The 18,920-nt window shown below is 36.2% G+C and carries 17 protein-coding genes and 1 pseudogene; 13 read left to right on the top strand and 5 right to left on the bottom strand.

Translation table 11 applies throughout. The features are described 5' to 3' along the window. Nucleotides 1–692 precede the first annotated feature (692 nt). Nucleotides 693–1,225, top strand: a pseudogene (locus AC6CHR_RS21210) (amidase family protein); the annotation flags it as partial. A 152-nt stretch (nucleotides 1,226–1,377) separates the two neighbouring features. Then, complete coding sequence (locus tag AC6CHR_RS21205; protein WP_498251027.1) at nucleotides 1,378–1,815, top strand: cell wall hydrolase; 438 nt, start codon at nucleotides 1,378–1,380, stop codon at nucleotides 1,813–1,815. A gap of 470 nt (nucleotides 1,816–2,285) precedes the next feature. On the opposite strand, the gene AC6CHR_RS21200 is transcribed toward AC6CHR_RS21205, so the two are convergent. Then, nucleotides 2,286–2,456, bottom strand: a complete 171-nt coding sequence (locus AC6CHR_RS21200; protein ID WP_498251025.1) for a winged helix-turn-helix transcriptional regulator — start codon at nucleotides 2,454–2,456, stop codon at nucleotides 2,286–2,288. Between the two features lie 410 nt (nucleotides 2,457–2,866). Between AC6CHR_RS21200 and AC6CHR_RS21195 the strand changes: the two genes are divergently transcribed. The 6 genes from AC6CHR_RS21195 to AC6CHR_RS21170 all read left to right on the top strand — a co-directional run bounded on the left by AC6CHR_RS21195 (nucleotide 2,867) and on the right by AC6CHR_RS21170 (nucleotide 9,136). Continuing rightward, entirely contained in the window at nucleotides 2,867–3,292 is a 426-nt protein-coding gene (locus tag AC6CHR_RS21195; RefSeq protein WP_498251024.1) for a MarR family winged helix-turn-helix transcriptional regulator, read from the top strand. A 287-nt stretch (nucleotides 3,293–3,579) separates the two neighbouring features. Further along, a complete protein-coding gene (locus AC6CHR_RS21190; protein WP_498251022.1) occupies nucleotides 3,580–4,905 on the top strand; it encodes an NtaA/DmoA family FMN-dependent monooxygenase in 1,326 nt (441 codons plus the stop codon). A gap of 17 nt (nucleotides 4,906–4,922) precedes the next feature. Next, nucleotides 4,923–5,663 (top strand): oxygen-insensitive NADPH nitroreductase, encoded by a 741-nt coding sequence (gene nfsA / locus AC6CHR_RS21185; RefSeq protein WP_498251021.1) that lies wholly within the window; start codon nucleotides 4,923–4,925, stop codon nucleotides 5,661–5,663. Nucleotides 5,664–5,732: 69 nt separating this feature from the next. Further along, entirely contained in the window at nucleotides 5,733–7,139 is a 1,407-nt protein-coding gene (locus tag AC6CHR_RS21180) for a DHA2 family efflux MFS transporter permease subunit (protein WP_498251060.1), read from the top strand. A 589-nt stretch (nucleotides 7,140–7,728) separates the two neighbouring features. Then, the gene (locus AC6CHR_RS21175; protein WP_498251020.1) at nucleotides 7,729–8,343 is read left to right on the top strand and encodes a GNAT family N-acetyltransferase; all 615 of its coding nucleotides are present in this window, start codon (nucleotides 7,729–7,731) and stop codon (nucleotides 8,341–8,343) included. Nucleotides 8,344–8,707: 364 nt separating this feature from the next. Further along, the gene (locus tag AC6CHR_RS21170; protein ID WP_498251019.1) at nucleotides 8,708–9,136 is read left to right on the top strand and encodes a YhfM domain-containing protein; all 429 of its coding nucleotides are present in this window, start codon (nucleotides 8,708–8,710) and stop codon (nucleotides 9,134–9,136) included. A gap of 223 nt (nucleotides 9,137–9,359) precedes the next feature. Here the strand turns inward: AC6CHR_RS21170 and AC6CHR_RS21165 are convergent, their stop codons facing one another. Continuing rightward, nucleotides 9,360–10,052, bottom strand: a complete 693-nt coding sequence (locus tag AC6CHR_RS21165) for a DUF421 domain-containing protein (RefSeq protein WP_498251017.1) — start codon at nucleotides 10,050–10,052, stop codon at nucleotides 9,360–9,362. Between the two features lie 571 nt (nucleotides 10,053–10,623). Next, on the bottom strand, nucleotides 10,624–11,394 hold the full coding sequence (locus tag AC6CHR_RS21160) for a class I SAM-dependent methyltransferase (protein ID WP_498251016.1): 771 nt from the start codon (nucleotides 11,392–11,394) through the stop codon (nucleotides 10,624–10,626). A gap of 115 nt (nucleotides 11,395–11,509) precedes the next feature. On the opposite strand from AC6CHR_RS21160, the gene AC6CHR_RS21155 reads away from it, so the two are divergent. Next, nucleotides 11,510–12,445 carry a LysR family transcriptional regulator gene (locus AC6CHR_RS21155; RefSeq protein ID WP_498251015.1) on the top strand — a complete coding sequence of 312 codons (936 nt, stop codon included), beginning with the start codon at nucleotides 11,510–11,512 and terminating at the stop codon, nucleotides 12,443–12,445. 68 nt (nucleotides 12,446–12,513) lie between these two features. Here AC6CHR_RS21155 and AC6CHR_RS21150 read toward each other — a convergent pair whose 3' ends face one another. Together AC6CHR_RS21150 and AC6CHR_RS21145 are read right to left on the bottom strand one after the other, a co-directional pair. Continuing rightward, nucleotides 12,514–14,277: an ATP-binding protein gene (locus AC6CHR_RS21150; RefSeq protein ID WP_498251014.1), complete on the bottom strand. Its 1,764-nt coding sequence runs from the start codon at nucleotides 14,275–14,277 to the stop codon at nucleotides 12,514–12,516. Further along, on the bottom strand, nucleotides 14,264–14,980 hold the full coding sequence (locus tag AC6CHR_RS21145; protein WP_498251013.1) for a response regulator transcription factor: 717 nt from the start codon (nucleotides 14,978–14,980) through the stop codon (nucleotides 14,264–14,266). Before AC6CHR_RS21145 ends, AC6CHR_RS21150 begins: the two co-directional genes overlap by 14 nt. Before the next feature lie 158 nt (nucleotides 14,981–15,138). On the opposite strand from AC6CHR_RS21145, the gene AC6CHR_RS21140 reads away from it, so the two are divergent. The 4 genes from AC6CHR_RS21140 to AC6CHR_RS21125 are packed head-to-tail and all read left to right on the top strand — an operon-like array spanning nucleotide 15,139 to nucleotide 18,786. Beyond that, on the top strand, nucleotides 15,139–15,828 hold the full coding sequence (locus AC6CHR_RS21140; protein WP_498251012.1) for an ABC transporter permease: 690 nt from the start codon (nucleotides 15,139–15,141) through the stop codon (nucleotides 15,826–15,828). Next, entirely contained in the window at nucleotides 15,828–16,733 is a 906-nt protein-coding gene (locus AC6CHR_RS21135; RefSeq protein WP_498251011.1) for an ABC transporter ATP-binding protein, read from the top strand. The genes AC6CHR_RS21140 and AC6CHR_RS21135 overlap by 1 nt, the downstream gene beginning before the upstream one ends. A 50-nt stretch (nucleotides 16,734–16,783) precedes the next feature. Continuing rightward, a complete protein-coding gene (locus AC6CHR_RS21130) occupies nucleotides 16,784–17,278 on the top strand; it encodes a PH domain-containing protein (RefSeq protein WP_498251010.1) in 495 nt (164 codons plus the stop codon). After that, nucleotides 17,275–18,786, top strand: a complete 1,512-nt coding sequence (locus tag AC6CHR_RS21125) for a PH domain-containing protein (RefSeq protein WP_498251009.1) — start codon at nucleotides 17,275–17,277, stop codon at nucleotides 18,784–18,786. Before AC6CHR_RS21130 ends, AC6CHR_RS21125 begins: the two co-directional genes overlap by 4 nt. Nucleotides 18,787–18,920: the final 134 nt, after the last annotated feature.

The raw sequence follows: 18,920 nt of genomic DNA, 5'->3' as shown, positions 1-18,920 counted from the left end.
CCGTACCATAAATAGATGTAAAACAGAGGGTGGAAATCCAAATTAATCAATATATAGTAGAAGAGTTGGGTAAAAGACAAGTATATTGAGAATAAAAATTAAAAGGGCTTGAAGAGTTATAAAATGTAAAAGCCTTTATAAATTAGATGGATTTAGTATCAAAGTTTAATGATTAAACGATGATCGTATCAACGTAGTATCTATCTTATATGACTGCCGTGCCAGTACAAGGATATCCAAAACAATACAAGAGCAAAAACTGGATGAAGTGCACCAGCAATACCGTGTCCAGTATAATACTTGACATAAAAAAGCGCGAACAACCCAAAACTTCACTCGGTCATTTTCCACGGTAACTTACCGATAAAACCAAGAATAAACATTCTTTTGGGAAACGGTGAACCGTTTATATTCTAATGAGATACATACTCCATAATCGGGCGCGTTTATTCTGCTTTCTCGAAATACGTGTAAGATAACCTATCATACTTATAGAATTACAATCTAGGATTCGATCCAATGATCCCTAATGGATCATAATTTAAATTAAGTGGGGGATTCTATTGGAATTAGATGTAAAAAGGAAATTTAAGAAAGTTTCAACGTTATTGGCTTCGGTAGGGTTAGCCACAGCATTAGCAGTAACATCGACTGCACCTTCGGTAGAAGCAAAAACATCTAAAAAAGAGTTCATCCTAGAAGAGGCAACAATTGAAGATTTACAAAAGGCGTTGCAATCAGGCAAAATCACTTCCAAACAATTAACGAAAATGTATTTGGATCGCATTGAAAAGTACGACAAAGGGAAAATCAATTCGGTATTGGAAGTCAACCCTATGCATTAGAGATCGCGGAAGATATGGATGAAGAGCGTAAAGGGAATGTAGGCCCACTTTATGGGATTCCTGTTTTGGTTAAAGACAATATCGATACTGCTGATGGCATGCATACCAGTGCAGGTTCAATCGCCTTGAAAGATCATTTTGCTAATGAAGATTCCTTTGTTGCGAAGAAACTTCTTGAAGCAGGTGCGATTATCATTGGGAAAGCGAACATGACAGAGTGGGCCAACTACATGACCAACGGAATGCCGAGCGGTTATAGTTCAAGAGGAGGGCAAGTATTGAATCCTTATGGACCTGGCATTTTTGCAACAGGGGGTTCTAGTGCAGGTACCGGTGCAGGGATCGCTTCGAACTTTGCTACCATAGAAATCGAACAAGAGCAAAACCCATATGTATCAAGGATTTAGCTCTTTTTCTAACTTCCTAAAGTGGCAATTATGTTAACTAGATTTGTATAGAGTATTCATTTGATACTTGTAAACAAAGACATGAATGCATGCTTTTTTTCATACTGTAAGTTGGAGGTGGAAAAATGGGAAGAGTAGCTTACCGAAATGCAGACATTAACTTAATGGCAAGGATGATGAGAGCAGAAGCTGTAGGCGAAGGAATACAAGGAATGTTATATGTTGGAAATGTAATTGTTAACCGTGCTGTAGCAGATTGTACTGACTTTAATAAATTAAGAACAATTAGAGATGTCATTTTTCACGTACAAGGTGGAAATTACTCTTTTGAAGCTGTTCAAAAAGGTAATGTATTTTATCAAAGAGCAAGAGATTCTGAAAGAAGATTAGCAAGGAAGAACTTGGAAAATTGGAGACAGCACCCAGCGAAATATTCTCTTTGGTACTTTAATCCTTCTGGTCCGTGTCCTCCAACATGGTACGACCAACCTTTTACTGGTCAATTTAAACAACATTGTTTTTATGAACCAGCTCCAGGAACATGTGACAGTGTTTATCGATGACAAGTTTGCTCTTTGAGGAAAGATTCGAATATTTATAAAAACTAAAATTAAACCTTTAGTAATCGTATTTACCCAAGAAAGATTGTAAAATATTATACTTAAACTATCGTATGCTTTAATTTAAAAAACAGCTAAAAGGATCTTCCAATGGGTCTTATTCCCGTCAAGTAGACAAATTAATAAAACGTTCACTTATTAGGCAGCCTTAGCTCTTTATTCAGTAGGACTAAGGTTAGTTGAATATGATTCAAACGTAAATTTTAGAGGTAGAGCAGTTATTATTGTAAATGCTTTTTCACACAATAACTAAGTATTATAAGGAAAAGGCCACCTGTGAATAGGTGGCTAAACTTCAGATAACCTTATATGATACTTTTACATAGGTCTAAGATTAAGTATTTTTTGTTTCGATTATTTTTGTTCCGCAAAATAATGGCCTATCGCAATAACTGTAATGCAATAGGCCTTAATTAGTCTACTTTATCACCAATTTCCATAAAATCAATAAATGAATATTCAACACGAGGAGGTACCTCCGGAAAAACCTTGCGCTTAATTAAGCAATCTGTTTCTAGTTTTATGAAACAAAGAATGAGATATTTCCAACGTCCGAAAGTATATTTTGTGTATAGGCAATCCATATACCTCTCTCTGTTCCATTATAAATTCTTTATCAAAACGTCTTTACATATTCTAGCCATCTTTTCACCTGCTTTTTGCTATTAAGTACAAAAAAATGTACTACGGCAATTTTTATTGCCCTCTTTAAAAAAATGAGAATTGGTTTTATTCTAGTGTATGTAACAAAATTACTCAATACAACAAGTTGATAGGCAAACGGTGTAATAAACAGAATCTGGACATCTCAGTGTGAAACTGCTGATATGGAACGAGTGTTCTATCTCATTGTTGGACCCATACTTTTGACCCCAGTTCTAGATAAATTCAGCCCGATAAAATGTGAGTAGGTCACTTAGGATAAATTGACAGCTAAATATTCACCATGATATAGTTAGCTTGCTAAATACATTTTAGTAGTGGAGGCATACCTATGAACGATAAGGTTGATTGCGATATTCGTCTGTCATTAGATAAAATTTCATTTCAAATGCGTCGAGATTATAGTGAAAGTCTTAGAGAACTTAATCTTTATGTAGGCCAAGATAATTTACTCTCTCGTTTGTGGTTAGGTGATGGGATAACACAAATGCAATTATGTGAACATTTAAAATGTGAACCGCCTACGGTAACAAATATGGTTAAATCATTGGAGAAAAACGGATTTATATACCGTAAACGTGATGAACTAGATTCAAGGGTTATGCGAATTTATCTAACGGACCAAGGCAAAGATTTAGAGAAACCGGTCGGGTTTAAATGGAAACAGCAGCAAGAAAAATTACTTCATTCAATCTTACCGGAAGAACGCTTAATCTTAAGGGAACTTATGAAGCGAATGGAGAGAAACTTGTTCTAAGTTTTCTCTATGTATATATTTAGCATGCTAAATAATTGTTTTGCAACCTAAATATATACTATTAATAGTAATAGTATACGCGACAATTTAGTAAGGAAATCAAAAGAAGGACTGTAATTGATGAATAATTACTAGTTAATTACTAGTTAATTAGTTAGTAAGCTAAATATACTTGGTTTGCCCCTATCTACTGAAAGGTGATTGGAACTAAATGACCTCAGGCTCTTTTAGTTACTTAGAGCCTATTTAAAACAAAGGAGAAGAGATACATGAAAAAAAGAAAAGAGATGCAACTAGCACTACAAATGGTTTCGGGGTACGGAGCCGAATTCAGCGCTTGGAGAATGCCTGGCACAGACCCAGCAGCTTACACAAATACGGATCGTTATGTGGAGGGGGCTAAATTAGCTGAAAAGGGAAAATTCCAAATGATCTTCATCGCCGATACCCCTGGATTATACAATGACTTAGGTCCACAGACTCCTATGTTCCCTATGGATCCTATGTTAGCTCTAATGGCTGTAGCCAGAGAAACGAAACATATTGGGCTTGTTGCTACCCTCTCAACGACATTTAATTATCCATATAACATAGCACGTCAGTTCAAAGCACTGGATGTTATAAGTAATGGGCGTGTAGGATGGAATGCGGTTACCACATCCAATCCAGCAGCGGCAGCAAATTTTGGTGCTCAGATTGCCAATCGCAAAGAACGATATGACATGGCTCATGAATCCATACAAATTGTCCAAGCATTGTGGGGGAGTTGGGAACAAGACGCGTGGACGTTAGATGTAGAAGGAGGGAAATTTGCCGACATGAGCAAAATTCGGCCTATCAATCTTGAAGGGCAGTATTATGCATCTCGTGGTCCTTTGCCAATCCCCCCCTCTGAGCAAGGTCAGCCAGTTATTTTCCAAGCGGGCGGAGGGGAAGAAGGATTGGAATTGGCGGGGAGGTACGCCTCTGGTGTCTATGCTAACCCTTATGACATTGAGTCTGCTCGTGAACATAGGCAAGCGCTTCGACAAAGGGCAGCTCGTTTTGGACGGAATCCCGATGACATCAAGATGTATGCAGGCTTTATGTTTTCAATAGGTTCAACTGATGAAGAAGGTTTAGAACGACGAAGACAGCTTATGAGTTTTAATCCGGAGGAGATTCCAAGTAGGGTAAGTTACCTTGCTTCCATGGTTGGCTTACCACTATCGGTGCATACGGTAGATATTGATCAACCATTAGCAACTGACATGTTGAAAAAGGCATATGCCAACCCAATGGATCCACGTTCCCACAGAGCTTTAGAGTTGCTGAGACAAGGGCTATCCATTCGAGATGTTCTTGCCCATGGGGTTATTAACTATCATCCAGTAGTTGCAGGTACCCCCGTACAAGTTGCTGACTTCTTGGAAGAATGGTTTTTGGCTGGTGCATGTGACGGCTTCTCAGTTGTTCCGGATATAGCCTATGATGGAGTTGCTGATTTTGTGGAACTGGTTGTCCCAATTTTGCAGGACCGCGGTTTGTTCCGCAGGGAATATGAAGGAAAATCATTGCGCGAAAATATGGGAGTTCCTTACCAATACGGAAGGCTGAAAGAAAACAATAATTAATAGAGGAGAGGATTCAAATGAATAATACCCTTGAATTGCTTCATAATCATACATCCATTCGTTCTTTTACAAATCAACCACTGACAGAGGAACAACGAGATGCAATCTTTAAGGCAGCTAATCAAACTTCATCATTCAGTCTACTACAAGTGGTTTCTATCATTAGAATTACAGATCCAGAACTACGAAAAAAAGTGATGCAACTCTCTGTAAATCAACCTTATATTGAAGAAGCAGCAGAGTTTTGGATTTTTTGTGCAGATTTTAACAGGAATCATGAAATTGCACCCAAGGTAGACCTTGACTATATTGAATACCTGTTAATAGGTACATTCGATGCTGGGCTAATGGCTCAAAATGCTTTAACTGCAGTAGAATCAATGGGACTCGGCGGTGTCTATATCGGTGGAGTAAGAGCTAATATTACAGAATTAACCGAGGTGTTAAATTTACCAAAGTATGTGATTCCTTTAGTAGGGCTATGTATAGGACATCCTGCTGGAAAGAAGCCTGGACTAAAACCACGTTTGCCTCAATCGATGGTCATGTTTGATAATCAGTATCAACCACTAGATGAAGAAAAATTAGCAACTTATGACCAACAGATGCGTGAATATTACCAAAATCGCCCTGTTAAAGCGCCTTTCACAGTTAAGAAAGTAAAGGGATGGAAAGATCATATTGAGGAACATCTTGATAGAAGCAGACTGCCCTTTATGCTTGGGTATTTAAACAAACAAGGATTTGCTAAAAAATAATCTGATATTAATTAAAATTGATTTACGAGGAGATACAAAGTGAAGAATCAATACAATACGGGTGCCATTATGGCATCGCTGCTTATCTGCGGTTTCGTCGGAATGTTCAGCGAAACTGCCCTCAATATTGCAATGACTAATCTAATGGAAGTATTCCAAATTTCGGCCGCAACCGCCCAGTGGTTAACAACTGGGTTCTTGTTGACTCTAGGCATTTTAATGCCAATGAGTGGTTTGTTGCTACAGATGTTTACGACAAGGCAGATGTTCACAGGTTCACTCATCAGCTTAATCGCTGGTACATTAATTGCGGCGCTCGCGTTCAATTTTGAAATGTTGATGTTCGCCCGAGTTTTACAGGCAGTAGGCATGGGGTTGTTGCTTCCACTCTTGTTCAATACAATTCTTGTCTTATATCCGCCTGAAAAGCGGGGTGCGGCAATGGGATTCGTCGGACTTGTTATCATGTTTGCACCAGCGACCGGGCCGACCATAGGTGGTCTATTAATCGAATATTTAACATGGCACTACATCTTCTGGTTCTCGCTGCCACTTTTGGTTATAGGGTTGTTGATAGGGCTGAAGTATTTGGAAAACGTTACAGATGTCACAAAGCCTCGGATCGATCTACTATCTGTCTTGTTGTCAACAATCGGCTTCGGAGGAGTTGTCTTTGGCTTCAGTAAGGCGGGCGAAGGAGCTGAAGGTTGGAGCAGCATGGTCGTAGTAACATCAATCATCGTTGGGCTTGTTGCACTAGTATTGTTCATATTGCGGCAGAACCATATGTACGATCCAATGATGAATCTGAGCGTTTTCAAGTATCCGATGTACGTTACTGGGCTGCTTCTAGTACTGTCATGTATGATGATTATTATGTCGAGCATGATTATTCTGCCGATGTTTCTGCAGACTGGTGCAGGACTATCTGTTTTCATAGCAGGACTTATGCTTTTGCCAGGCAGCGCGTTAAATGGTATCCTGTCACCACTAGTGGGGCGTTTATTCGATAAATTTGGACCGAAATGGCTCGTGACTCCTGGCCTCGTTCTCGTTGCAGTCATGTTATGGTTCTTTACCACCCTATCTCCTGTTTCTTCAGTGGCCTTTATCGTGGCTTTGCATATCGGGCTCATGGTGGGGGTATCCATGATTTGGATGCCTGCTCAAACGAACGGACTAAATCAATTGCCACCGGAATTATACCCTCACGGCACGGCAGTCTTAAACACCCTGCAGCAGGTTGCAGGCGCGATTGGAATAGCTGTAGCAATCAGTATCCTTACGGGTGGTATGGAGAAATACTTGCACGGCTCCACCGATCCGACTAGGCTGACCGAAATAGCAAACGCTATGACAGCAGGATCACAAAGCGTGTTCTTTTTCACGTTGATCATTGCATTAATTAGCTTGATTCTGGCATTCTTCATTCGCCGCGTCGTAGTCAACCACAAGGTGATGAATTCGCCACATTGATGTTTTGTGGAACGAATCCCTTGTCTATTTCTTTTAAAAGCGTTTAACTAATGGAAGGAAAAATTGGGTGTCGGTAGGAATTTCATGAGCTGGTATCGACCGGGTATGTCCATTGTGAAGAAAATTACCTTAAATAATAAACGGGGGCATTGATCAAGTAGGATCAATGCTCTTTTTAGTTTAGCTAAAGGGCTGCATCCCTGTAATAAAAGAAATAGCAAAAGACAAGATTGTGAAGGGATGTACTTCAACTTACGGGTGCTTGAGTTGAATACCAGGGGTTGCTTCGGTAATCCTTTTCTTATTCGAATACGTTTAGTTGAAGAAGAAATGCTTTATTTTATTGAATAAATAGAGGGTTTTTGATAATAAATATCGAAAACATTCATTGTTAATTCGAATGTAGTCTGACAAAATAATCCTAAAGTATCATGGAGGTAGAAATGAAGTAGGTAATAAACATGATTAATCCAAGTTCGAAAGTGGCTGGAGTTTTTAATAAAGCAATAGTCATTTTCACTGTTTTGATAACAACTAATTTACAATGTAGCATTTTGATTTTATTCATTAAAAATAAGGAGTATCATGTATGCAATCAAAGGATTATAAGTTTACAATAGTCAAAGCTAATAAAACAGATTTAGATGTAAGAAAAATGATGGCTGAAATTTTTGCAGAAGGTTTTTCACAATGGCTTATCTTTTTTTCAAAGGATAAAAACGTTATTGCAAAGGCTTTTGCTCATATGTTTATTTTAGATCAATTTTATGTAGCTATAGAAAATGGCGAAATTGCTGGTATTACGGCATGTACAGATGGTAACAAAAAATCGGTAAGATTAAATAAAAAAGAGTTGAGAAAGCACTTAGGTTTCTTCAAGGGAAGCATGGCAGGAATGTTTTTAAAAAAGGAATTTGAAGCTCCTTATAAAAACTTCCCTCCAAATACTGGATCGATTGAATTTGTTGGAACAGCTCCTGAATTCCGTGGACAGGGTGTAGCATCTCAAATCATCCAACATATCATCGAACATACACCGTACAATGATTACGTCATTGAAGAAGTTGCAGATACGAATACACCGGCAATGCGATTGTATAAGAAACTGGGTTTTGAAGAGTACAAAAGAAAGCCTCTCCAGGAAAAGATAGCCAAGAAAATTGGAATCAATAATTTTTTGTCTTTGAAGTATGTAAAAAGATAAGGATTTTCTTTTGAAAGATTGCGGAAAATGGGGGAAACCCTTGCATAGAATAGAAGAACAGTATGATGCATGGGAAAACGCAGTAAATAGACGTAAAGTAAACGAGTTAAAAACAGGCTATTGCTAATAAGTTATATGATATTCATACACCAATGACTAATATATTAGGGTATATAGAATCAAACGAATTATCTTCAGAGAAAAAACAGAGTATATTAATAAAAAGAGGGGCTCTGAGATTAAAAGTATTATTCGAATATTTCTTCGAATTGTCTATAAAAGAATTCGAAGATGATCCGTTAAAGATTGAAACAATAAAATGAAACAATTTGGTTTTAGAGATCTAAACTTTAGGAGAGATGGTATGAAAGTTTTATATTCTTCACTTTTGCTTTTAGGTTCATTTTTTATTGGAGGTTGCCAAAGTAATCAAGAAAATCTGATGGTTCTTTTAGATGAAAAGGTTACTGAGGTGAAAATATCCAATTCAAGTGGAGTTGGCAACATGAATCAAGATAATATTCTTTCTTTCGATGATAAACAATCAATTAAAATATTTGATAAAGCGATTAGAACCTCAGTTAAACAGAAATCAGATATGAATGAAACAAAACCTGATTTTGATGTAATGATTGAATATAAAGAGGGGCTTCCTGTTCATGCCATTCATTTATGGTTAGGAGAGGAGAATGAAAAAAGTACCCTGATGTATATGGTAGGAGAAGGAGAAACGTACTTAACATCGTCGAATAATACAAATCAATTAAGGGAATTAATACTCTTAGAAAAATAAGGGGTGTTTGTGTTAGCCATTTTTAGGCAGTAAGGAATTAGATGAACCTTTAGATAACAAATTGTGTTCTCAAACGAGCATATTACAGAATGACAATCAATTGAACTGTACTGAATGGGATCAAAATTTTTGAAGCCAAAAACAATTGGTGAGATCAATTCCGATTATTGGTGTTAGTCGTACTGGTTTTTTAACCATTAGTTCTACTGTATATGAGCTCGAACTAACTAGATTTTTTTTCATACTCTACTACATATAATGGATTACTTTCACGCCATTCCGCGTATAGAACATCTTTATAAGTAGTAATGTTTTGCATCGCTAATTGTTCTTTTAACCATTTTTCATCAGATCCAGCTTCCTTTAAATTATTGTATACAACTTCCCCATCTAAAATAAGTGTAATGGGTAAATGAACAGGCATAGAAGGCAAATGTAAATCACTATTTTTGGGAGTATCATATTCTGACTTTGGCAGAACACTAACCTTACCATTAGATTCCATAATGGCATATTCTACTTCTTGTATGGAAAAGTATCCTTGTTGTCTTATAAGACTTTGTAAACTATTGATATCCAATTTGGTCTTTTTTAGAACATCATATTTTATGGTTCCTTGATTAATGATTATATTAGGTTCTCCTTCAAGAAGCTTTCTAGTTCCTTTAAACTTTTGGGTAAGCATTTCGATAACATATATTATGGCACCCCAAGATAAGATAGAAAATGCTATATGACCAAAATTTATTTTATCATCATATATGGCATTACCCACGAGTTCTCCCAAAATTAATGCAGAAATAAAATCAAAAGGAGTAAGTTGTGAGAATTGAGTTTTTCCTAAAATTTTTATGATCACAAATAATAAAACAAAGCCAAATAATAACTCAGATACAATTGATAAATACTCATTCATTTCCTTCATCCTCAAAAATATACTTTTCAACATTATTGGCTTTCTATTTTAATATATACCTAAATTGGATGGAATATTAACTAGAACCTTATGTGTATGCGCCCTATTTTTTTGATTTGCTAAACTTTCCCGATCAGCCAGAGGTATTGACTCCAGCCATAAGTTGTATGTTTTCAAAGGCTAGTCCTAAGTCTATTGAAACGAATGCTACTAATTTCAAAATTACTTAAAGGTCGCTTTTTACCTAACCAGCCAGTTAAATAACGTTGATTGTTTACAAAATCAACTTCATTTGGTCTGAACGAGTTGAGGTAATCTTTTGCTAACATATAAGAATAAATGAAATGAACTTTATGTAGTTTGTTTCAATAACAGATTCGTTTGATAAGGGATAGAAACAAACTTTTCTAACAAAAAAATTGAAAAGAGCAACGTTCACTTTCAAAACGTTGCTTCTTCTACATTGATATCCATTACCGAAGGAATAAAGATTAGCTTAATGAACATACCCCATTTTGTGCTATGTTTCTCCACTCTTATCATTCTAGGCTCCCTACATAACATGCTGTAGCTATCCTTTCTTAATTGCAATAATTCTTAATCGTTGATAATCAGCTACCCATATACCATCTTTATATAAATCTGATTGGATCTTGTTTTTGATTTTTCCATAAATAATCGCTTTTTCTTCTTTAGTGAACTCAGGGAAAAAATCGTCCGCAAAACTATCTAACCAATGATTTAATCCTTTTTCTCCATCAGTTAATGGGGTAGGTCTATCAAAGTGATGAGCATAGGATACTTTAAATCCGGACTGCTCAAGAATCGCACTATATTCCCCTATACTTGGAAAATACCAAGGATTTCTATCCGTTACATTCATTCCATATTCTTGAGAAAGTACCTCAGTTATTCCACGAATAACGGTTTGAACATTTCCTTGTCCACCAAATTCAGCTACAAAGCGACCTCCTGGGTGTAAGGTTAGCCCAACCGATTCAACCACATTGGCTTCTTGTTTCATCCAATGTAGGGCTGCATTCGAAAAAACAGCATGATACTTTTCATTTGTTCTAAATGTTTCTCCATTTTCAACAATGAATGGGATTTGAGGATACTTTTTACGTGCCTTCTCAATCATATCTTCTGAGAAATCATATCCAGTCACGATAGCTCCTGACTTAGAAATTTCATATGAAAGATCGCCCGTTCCACAACCTAAATCAAGTATTTTCTCACCCTTTTGTGGTTGAAGTAGTTCAACTACGCCCTTACCAAAACTAGATACAAAGCTTAATTTATCATCGTACAAATCTGCATTCCAAACATTCATAGAACTCATGTATAACACCCCTTATTTTTTTGAATTATGATATTTTCATCATAATCTATAAACATCTATACGCATAAGATATATAATCTATTATATTGATAGCTTCAGGCTATGGAGGGATAATATGGACATGAGATTATTTGAGTATGCACTCGAAATTTATAAAACAAAGAGCTTTACAAAAGCTGCTTCCCGTCTTCATATTGCACAGCCATCTTTAAGTAAACAAATTGCAAAATTGGAAACAGAACTAGGTGTATATTTGTTTGTTCGAAAGCCTGGTTCCGTAGAGCCAACTCCCGATGGTTTATGTTTTGTAAAACAAGCTGAGAAGATCTTACAAATGCGCGATGATCTAAAACGTGAGATTCTTGAGCGAAAAGAAGGAATAAGAGGTGAATTAAAGATTGGCTCAACGGCTATTACAGGGGGACATATTTTGCCACCACTGCTTAGAATCTATAAAGAGCAGTACCCAAATATCTGCATTCAGCTAATTGAAGAATCAACAGAAAGACTAATCGATTTAACAGCGAAGGGCTTAGTTGATATTTCTATATTGTCACTTCCCGTAGAAGATTCTCGTTTAAGTACGAAATCAATACTTACGGAACCTCTTTATCTTGTGTTGCCAAAAGAACCAAAGCAATGGATGCCAGAAAAATTAAAACAGATGGTATGTTCTCCTGAATTGCTCAAACAAACTGCTTTACCTATTGAGGATTTTGCCAATTGTCCATTTGTTTTATTGAAAAAAGGATATGGTTTTCGCCGTACAGTATTTGAGCTATGTGCAAGTGGTAGATTTGAACCACAGATTGCATATGAAACTAGTAGCATTGAAACAGCTCAATCTCTTGTTGGACATGGGCTTGGCCTAACGGTAGTTCCTGAAATGATTGTTCATGGAAGCGCTTATCAAACCTCCCTTGCTTATATGAAATTAGAGTCAAGTCCTACCCGTACACTAGTGTTTACATATAACAAGGAACGCTATCTTAGTATAAATGCCAAAGCTTTAATAGAAATTTATGAAAAACAGCAGACTTATCTATCCTAAAAGTAGTTAAGAAAACGAACGATAGCATGCAAACACTAGTTGGAAAGGATTATTTTGAAATTAACTTTTTAAAGGGTATAATCCAACTCTTCACCTATATCGGTGGGAAGAATAATCCGTACGGTCGTACCTTTATTTAGTGTGCTTTTTACATTTATTGATCCATTATGTAGCTGTACCAATTGTTTTGTTATTGCCATCCCAAGTCCAGTTCCACTACCAGAGTCGCTTGTATTCGTTCCACGGTAGTAGCGGTGGAAGAGCTTGCCGAGAGTTTCCTTGTCCATTCCTATGCCATTATCTTCAATCGTAATAATGATAAGATGCCGTTCGATAGGTGAAATGGATATAGTTATGGTCGTTCCGTTAGGATTATACTTAATAGCATTCGCAATTAAATTATCAATGATTCTTTGAAACCATCTAGTATCAATCGCTGCTAAAGTTGTTTCATTATGAGGTAGAAATACAAGTTCTTTATCACTATTAGCCGGATCGTTAACGTAATGGATAATAATTCGTCGAATATATTCGTTGATATCTACCATTTCTTTTGCAATAGGAAGTCCTTGATTTTTTAGCCGAAATGTTAAGGTAAGGTCTTCAAGTAATTCCATCATATAGATCGACTTTTCGTCTATGATACCAGAAAATTCCCTAGTTTCAGCTTCAGTCCAAGAGTAATTTTTAGACTTTAGCATTTGGGCATATCCAGATATGGATGAAAGTGGTGTTTTTAAATCATGGGATAGACCGCTAATCCATTCTTCTCGAGTTTGAGCCATTTTCTTACGTTGTGTTTCGTGTAATTGTAAGGTCTCGGTTAAATGTGAAAGGGTTGATATCATCTCTTTATATAAGCGGTACGACCTTTTTAGTTTACCTCTTTTATTTAACATGACCGGATGTTGATGAATATCAAGTGGCTGTTCATAGAATCCACTACCAAGGTTCTGAATCCATTTCATCATTGTAATCAATGGAATCCCAAATTTACGGGCATACCAGAACGTACAAAATAGTAATAAAAGGATTAACAGGACAAACATAACGATAAAACTATTATTGATTGTATTAAACAGACCTATTTCTAGATTTAAGGTTGAATTCGGTTTGTCTATACCGACAATAATGGTTTGCTCAGTCTCTGCATCAAAGTATGCAGCCACTGAGTCCGCTGCAGTTTCTGATAAGGTATGAATATCCTGTACCGAGTATGTAATAGCTTCCTTATCCTTCCCGTATGCATCTACCACTTTTCCGTTAGAATTAAGCAATTGAATCCAAGCTTCTTGCTCATCAATTTGTTGAAGTGTCGTAGCAGAAAGATGAAGATGCTGATCCTTCCAATTGATGTCAGGCTTAACCTCATTGAGCAGATTGGTCGCAGGACTTGTTTTACCGAATAAAAGCAACAAAGGCTGACTATAATACGTTTCATCATCTAATATCCAATGTGTGTATTCTACAGAGTCAGTGCTATTATTAAGTATGAAAGTAGCCAGTTCACTTTCCTTAAAATGTGAAGGAACATGTTTAGGACTATTGTAAGACCCAATGACATCACCTTTTGTTGTGAGGACAAGCAGCATTCCATTCTGATTCTTTGCAAGTCGTTTTAAATCATCATCAAAGATGGCCTTTTCTCCTTGGAATGTGATTCGATTATAAAAGAAGAAACTATCTGCGGTAGATAAATCCTCTTTAACCTCATCATTCGTTATAGAAAAACCGATGATCGCCCAGATGAATAGTAACATGATGAAAAGTAAGACAAAAATAAGAATAAATTGTATAAAAAACTGGACAATAAAACGTTTATGAATGTTCATCGATTCCACCATCTGAAACAAATTTATAACCAAGTCCTCTTACATTAATAAGATGACGTGGCTTACTTGGGTTGTCCTCGATTCTTTCTCGAAGTTTTCTAATGTGAACCATTACCGTGTTATCCTCGCCTAAAAATTCTTCACCCCACACTTTTTCATAAAGCTGACTTTTACTAAATAGCTGATTTGGATGTTTACAGAAGAAAAGTAGTAGTTGATAAACTTGAGCAGGCAGATCTACTATCTTTTCATTTACAGTTACTTCCCCGGATCGTATGTTTACGTGAATCCTTCCATAATGATAAGACGTTTGGGATGTATGTAATACCTTTCCAATATGACGACGTAAGTGAGCTTTTATCCTTGCTACGACTTCAAGTGGATTAAAAGGCTTTGTAATATAGTCGTCGGCACCTAATGCAAATCCAGAAAGTTTATCCAAATCAGTTGATCGTGCTGTAAGAAAGAAGATGGGGGCATCAGTGGTTTCCCTAATTAGAGGACAAATTTCAAAACCGCTACGATTTGGCAGCATGACATCCAAAAGGATTAAGTCGTATTTTTTTGTTTTACATAAGTCGAGAGCAGTTTCAGCTGTACTTGCAGTATCTATATATTTGAATTCTTCCCTTTTTAAAATCGTTGTTAGCATATGTAAGATTGATTGTTCATCATCTACAATTAATAATTGTTTCTCTTGCATAAGGTCACTCCTTCTCTATATAAATATTCTATCATTTCCGTACAAACAATCTAGGAGAATTAAGGAAGAATTAAGGTTTCGTTTATGCTGACATAAGAAAGAATACCTATAATAGAGAAATAGAGAAAAAGCTATTTTCAGAAAGGAAGAACTCCAAAATGTTTATTTTAGGTAAAAGGGAATTTATAAGCTTATTCAAAGGAACTAAATCGATTATTGTTGTAGTTATTTTATTAGTTACTACCTATTACTCGGCAAAGTTTGCAAATGTATTAACGTCTGTAATAGATCTTACGGCAAAGGAATCTGAAAATGTCCATACAGTCGGTATTCTTACCCTTATCTTGTTTTTCGGACAATTATTTGTAATGGGGCTATCACACGATAGCATCAATAGGGAGACACATGAACGTACGATACGATTTTTAGTTACAAGAACGTCAAGAACCTCTATTATTCTAGGGAAATTTTTCGGTATTTGGTCTTTTTGGTTCACTTGTCTAACGATATCCTTTTTGCTAATTAGCATATTTGCGCAAAAAATAGATGTCTTTATTTTTTCTCAGACAATGAGTTTATTAACCTATCAAATAGCCTTAACAATCTTACTTTCGGTTCTTATTCCTAAGCCTGGGTTTACGATGTTTCTTGGGATTGTAGTAGGATTGTCCTTTCCGATTTTTGGATTGTGGGTTGCGTTTACATCAAATATATGGGTAAGTTGGACGAAATTTATGACCCCGTATTATTATTTGTCTAGAGATGATTATACTTTTTTGGTAATTGTTTTATTAGCAGGTATGATGATCGTTATTGCCAATATGGTTTTCAAAAGGAGGGAATGCTGATGAATGCCATCGAAACAAAACAGCTAACTAAATCGTATGGTGCAGTACAGATCGTAAAGGGAATAGACCTAATTGTAGGAAAGGGAGAGATCTTTGGCTTTCTAGGTCGTAATGGTGCAGGTAAATCAACCTTCATCAATATGTTAACTGGCATTATTAAACCAAACTCTGGAACATACTCACTTTTAGGTTTACAAGGTCCAAATGACGAAGTAAAGAAAAGAGTTGGAGTAATGCCTGATTACTCCACATTATATAGCTCTTTAACGGCGGTACAGCATTTGAAATTCTTATCAGCTCTTTCAGATAAGCCGGTAACAAAAGAACAGTGTATGGAAGTCCTAAGGAAGGTTGGTTTAGAGGCTCATGCTCATAAAAAGGCCGCTAAATTTTCATTCGGAATGAAAAAGAAGCTCGGTATTGCACAAGCCATCATCCATGATCCGGAACTAATCTTTCTTGATGAACCAACCTCAGGATTGGATGCAGAATCCGTAATCCATATCCATAGATTGATAAATGACCTAAAAAAAGTGGGAAAGACGATTTTTATGACGTCCCATAATCTTGATGAAGTCGAAAAAATATGTACAAGGATTGCGATTATGAAGGAAGGTAAGATTGTCAGAATTGGAACAATGGATGAACTTAGAGCTTTTTATCAATCAACGATCACTGTCAAGATTAAGCATTCGCCGATACCAAAATCTGAACAAGAGACATTATATCGGTGGTTGGAGTCGGTTGGAACTGATCTAGAAATGGAAGATCTTTACGTAACGATTAACATTGATGATGAGAAAAAGTTTGCTAAAATGATCCGAGCCTTTAATCAGTGTAAGGTCGATATCTACCGTGTAGAAGTGGAAGAACCATCTCTTGAAGAAATATTTCTGGATGAATAAGTGAACTGTAAATAGAGTAATAGAAGTTTAAAGATTCAGGAGTGATTTATGTGTATTCATTTATTAATGGTCCGCAAAAACGATTATCGAAGGATGCTATTAAAGTTTGGATTATAAGTGAAGCCATTATGAATTTAATTGGGTTCTTCCTACTTGGTGTTTTACTTTATCTGGACCATCTATTTTCATGGCAGGAATGGATCGGTTGGATTTTTATTGTTATTACAATGATTTCTGTGCTAGGCGCAGTTTGGTCAATTATTAATCCGTTTCTACAATATAAAAACTGGCGGTATGATGTAGATGAAGAGTTTTTACAATTGCAATCTGGTGTTTTGAATGAAATACATCAACTCGTCCCAATGACAAAAATACAATCCGTCCTAACCGAACAAGGACTGTTACTTAGAAAATACGGACTCTGCTCTGTTTCAATTAAAACAATGGGATCATCTCACACAATTCCTGCTCTTACTAGAGATGTAGCAGTTGAGCTGAGAAATCAGATTGCCCATTTTGCAAAGATTAAGGAAGTGGAGTCATGAAAAAGGCCAAACGACACAACCCACTTCTCATACTTTTTGATGTATGGAAATTAGTCAGGAACTCCATCTTCTTTGTCATTTATTTATATGTTATCAAAGCTGGCTCGGAATCGAACCTCATTACATATAGTCGAATTGTTTTCCTTTTCATATTTGGTATTACGCTTATGTCGATAATTTTGAAATGGGTCACACATAAATATGAAGTTGAAAATAAATCATTTCATCTTTACAAAGGACTTTTTAACAAGTCTGAGCGAACCATTCCTTTTTCGAAAATCCAAAATGTTAATCGACAAACTTCTATATTCCATCGGATTTTTAAAGTAACTTCAATCAGCTTTGAAACTGGAATGACTGGTGAAGATGCTAGGATTAAATTTGAAGTCGTTTCACAAATAGAGGCAGATCAATTTGAAGTACATATAGAAAGTACTAATCAGGATGAATTGCCCACGATTCATTCTATAAATGATGCTATTGAATTATCTTCTAAAATGAATACAGAAAATGGGAATTCAGATCGAACCATTCATTTTAGTCCGACGAATGGAGATATTTTAAAAGTTTCGTTTTCTTCACTAAGTTTTTTATTTCTGATTCCTTTACTAGTTTCTATTTATTTAAAAGTTAACGAAATCTTTGAGTTGAATTTGGAAGCGGAAGGGATTTTCACGCGTATTATTAGCTCTTGGTGGATGATGATGATCATTGTTATTATTCTTATCATTACGTCTGCCATCTTCGGGATCATGCGCACATTTTTAAAATATGGGAAATTTGTAATCCTCTCTGACCAAGAGCGAATATATATCAAAAAAGGTGTAATGAATGAAATATCCTTTTCCATAGAAAAGGATAAAGTACAGGCAATCGAAATTAAACAGTCTATTATGAAAAGGTTGTTCGGTCTTGCTGAAGTGAAACTGACAAGTGCAGGTAGTTTAAGTTCAGGCGAAGCTATGCTTGAAATCAACTCTCTTTATCCATACTTACCTGTTAGACAGGCATATGAAATGATCTCGGATATTTTGCCATCATATAGAGTAACACAGAAGATGAATCGTCTCCCCAAAAAATCCCTTTGGGTGCGCTTGCTGTCACCAAGCTGGATTTGGATCATTGCAACGTCTGCTCTTTTTTATTTCAAACCAACTTTTTTAATAATAGAGCAGGGGTGGATTATTCTATCAGTTGTCCTGTTGCTTTATATAGTTTTAATAAGATTGCTAGATTTCCACAATACTCGCTACATTTTAAGGGATCACTTTATTCAATTCAAAACAGGTAGTCTGAACACATCATTATTTGTGTCTAAACGAGATAAGGTCATCGAAGTGAAAGTAACGCGAAACATCATTCAAAAGATGCTCTGTCTTGCATCGATTGCAATAGTCAATCGTGCTAAACCAGTACATCATTCTGCTATGGAGGATGTAACTATTGAGCTAGCTGACTCCTTTTACAAGTGGTATATGAAACGAGCGAAAGAAATTAAGGTTGAATAATGCATGTTTGCAAAATTCATTCTGAATAATTTTAAGATGGTGGTAGTTAGTAACGAAGGTGACGAAACGTTCAGCTTACAAAACGAAAAATGCAGGTGTAATTATTAAAGGCAATCAAGGAGAACTGACTATAA

The organism is Metabacillus sp. GQ13 (assembly GCF_059758525.1).
Note: the sequence above shows the minus strand (reverse complement) of the source record. Positions and strands in the feature narration are given on the sequence as shown.

Bases quoted from the DNA above. Each gene is read 5' to 3' on its own strand.
- AC6CHR_RS21160 (WP_498251016.1), bottom strand. From the start codon at position 11,394: ATGAGTTCTATGAATGTTTGGAATGCAGATTTGTACGATGATAAATTA.
- AC6CHR_RS21175 (WP_498251020.1), top strand. From the start codon at position 7,729: ATGCAATCAAAGGATTATAAGTTTACAATAGTCAAAGCTAATAAAACA.
- AC6CHR_RS21190 (WP_498251022.1), top strand. From the start codon at position 3,580: ATGCAACTAGCACTACAAATGGTTTCGGGGTACGGAGCCGAATTCAGC.
- AC6CHR_RS21150 (WP_498251014.1), bottom strand. From the start codon at position 14,277: ATGAACATTCATAAACGTTTTATTGTCCAGTTTTTTATACAATTTATT.
- AC6CHR_RS21145 (WP_498251013.1), bottom strand. From the start codon at position 14,980: ATGCAAGAGAAACAATTATTAATTGTAGATGATGAACAATCAATCTTA.
- AC6CHR_RS21170 (WP_498251019.1), top strand. From the start codon at position 8,708: ATGAAAGTTTTATATTCTTCACTTTTGCTTTTAGGTTCATTTTTTATT.
- AC6CHR_RS21155 (WP_498251015.1), top strand. From the start codon at position 11,510: ATGGACATGAGATTATTTGAGTATGCACTCGAAATTTATAAAACAAAG.
- AC6CHR_RS21195 (WP_498251024.1), top strand. From the start codon at position 2,867: ATGAACGATAAGGTTGATTGCGATATTCGTCTGTCATTAGATAAAATT.
- AC6CHR_RS21205 (WP_498251027.1), top strand. From the start codon at position 1,378: ATGGGAAGAGTAGCTTACCGAAATGCAGACATTAACTTAATGGCAAGG.
- AC6CHR_RS21125 (WP_498251009.1), top strand. From the start codon at position 17,275: ATGAAAAAGGCCAAACGACACAACCCACTTCTCATACTTTTTGATGTA.
- AC6CHR_RS21200 (WP_498251025.1), bottom strand. From the start codon at position 2,456: ATGGATTGCCTATACACAAAATATACTTTCGGACGTTGGAAATATCTC.
- AC6CHR_RS21135 (WP_498251011.1), top strand. From the start codon at position 15,828: ATGAATGCCATCGAAACAAAACAGCTAACTAAATCGTATGGTGCAGTA.
- nfsA (WP_498251021.1), top strand. From the start codon at position 4,923: ATGAATAATACCCTTGAATTGCTTCATAATCATACATCCATTCGTTCT.
- AC6CHR_RS21140 (WP_498251012.1), top strand. From the start codon at position 15,139: ATGTTTATTTTAGGTAAAAGGGAATTTATAAGCTTATTCAAAGGAACT.
- AC6CHR_RS21180 (WP_498251060.1), top strand. From the start codon at position 5,733: ATGGCATCGCTGCTTATCTGCGGTTTCGTCGGAATGTTCAGCGAAACT.
- AC6CHR_RS21165 (WP_498251017.1), bottom strand. From the start codon at position 10,052: ATGAATGAGTATTTATCAATTGTATCTGAGTTATTATTTGGCTTTGTT.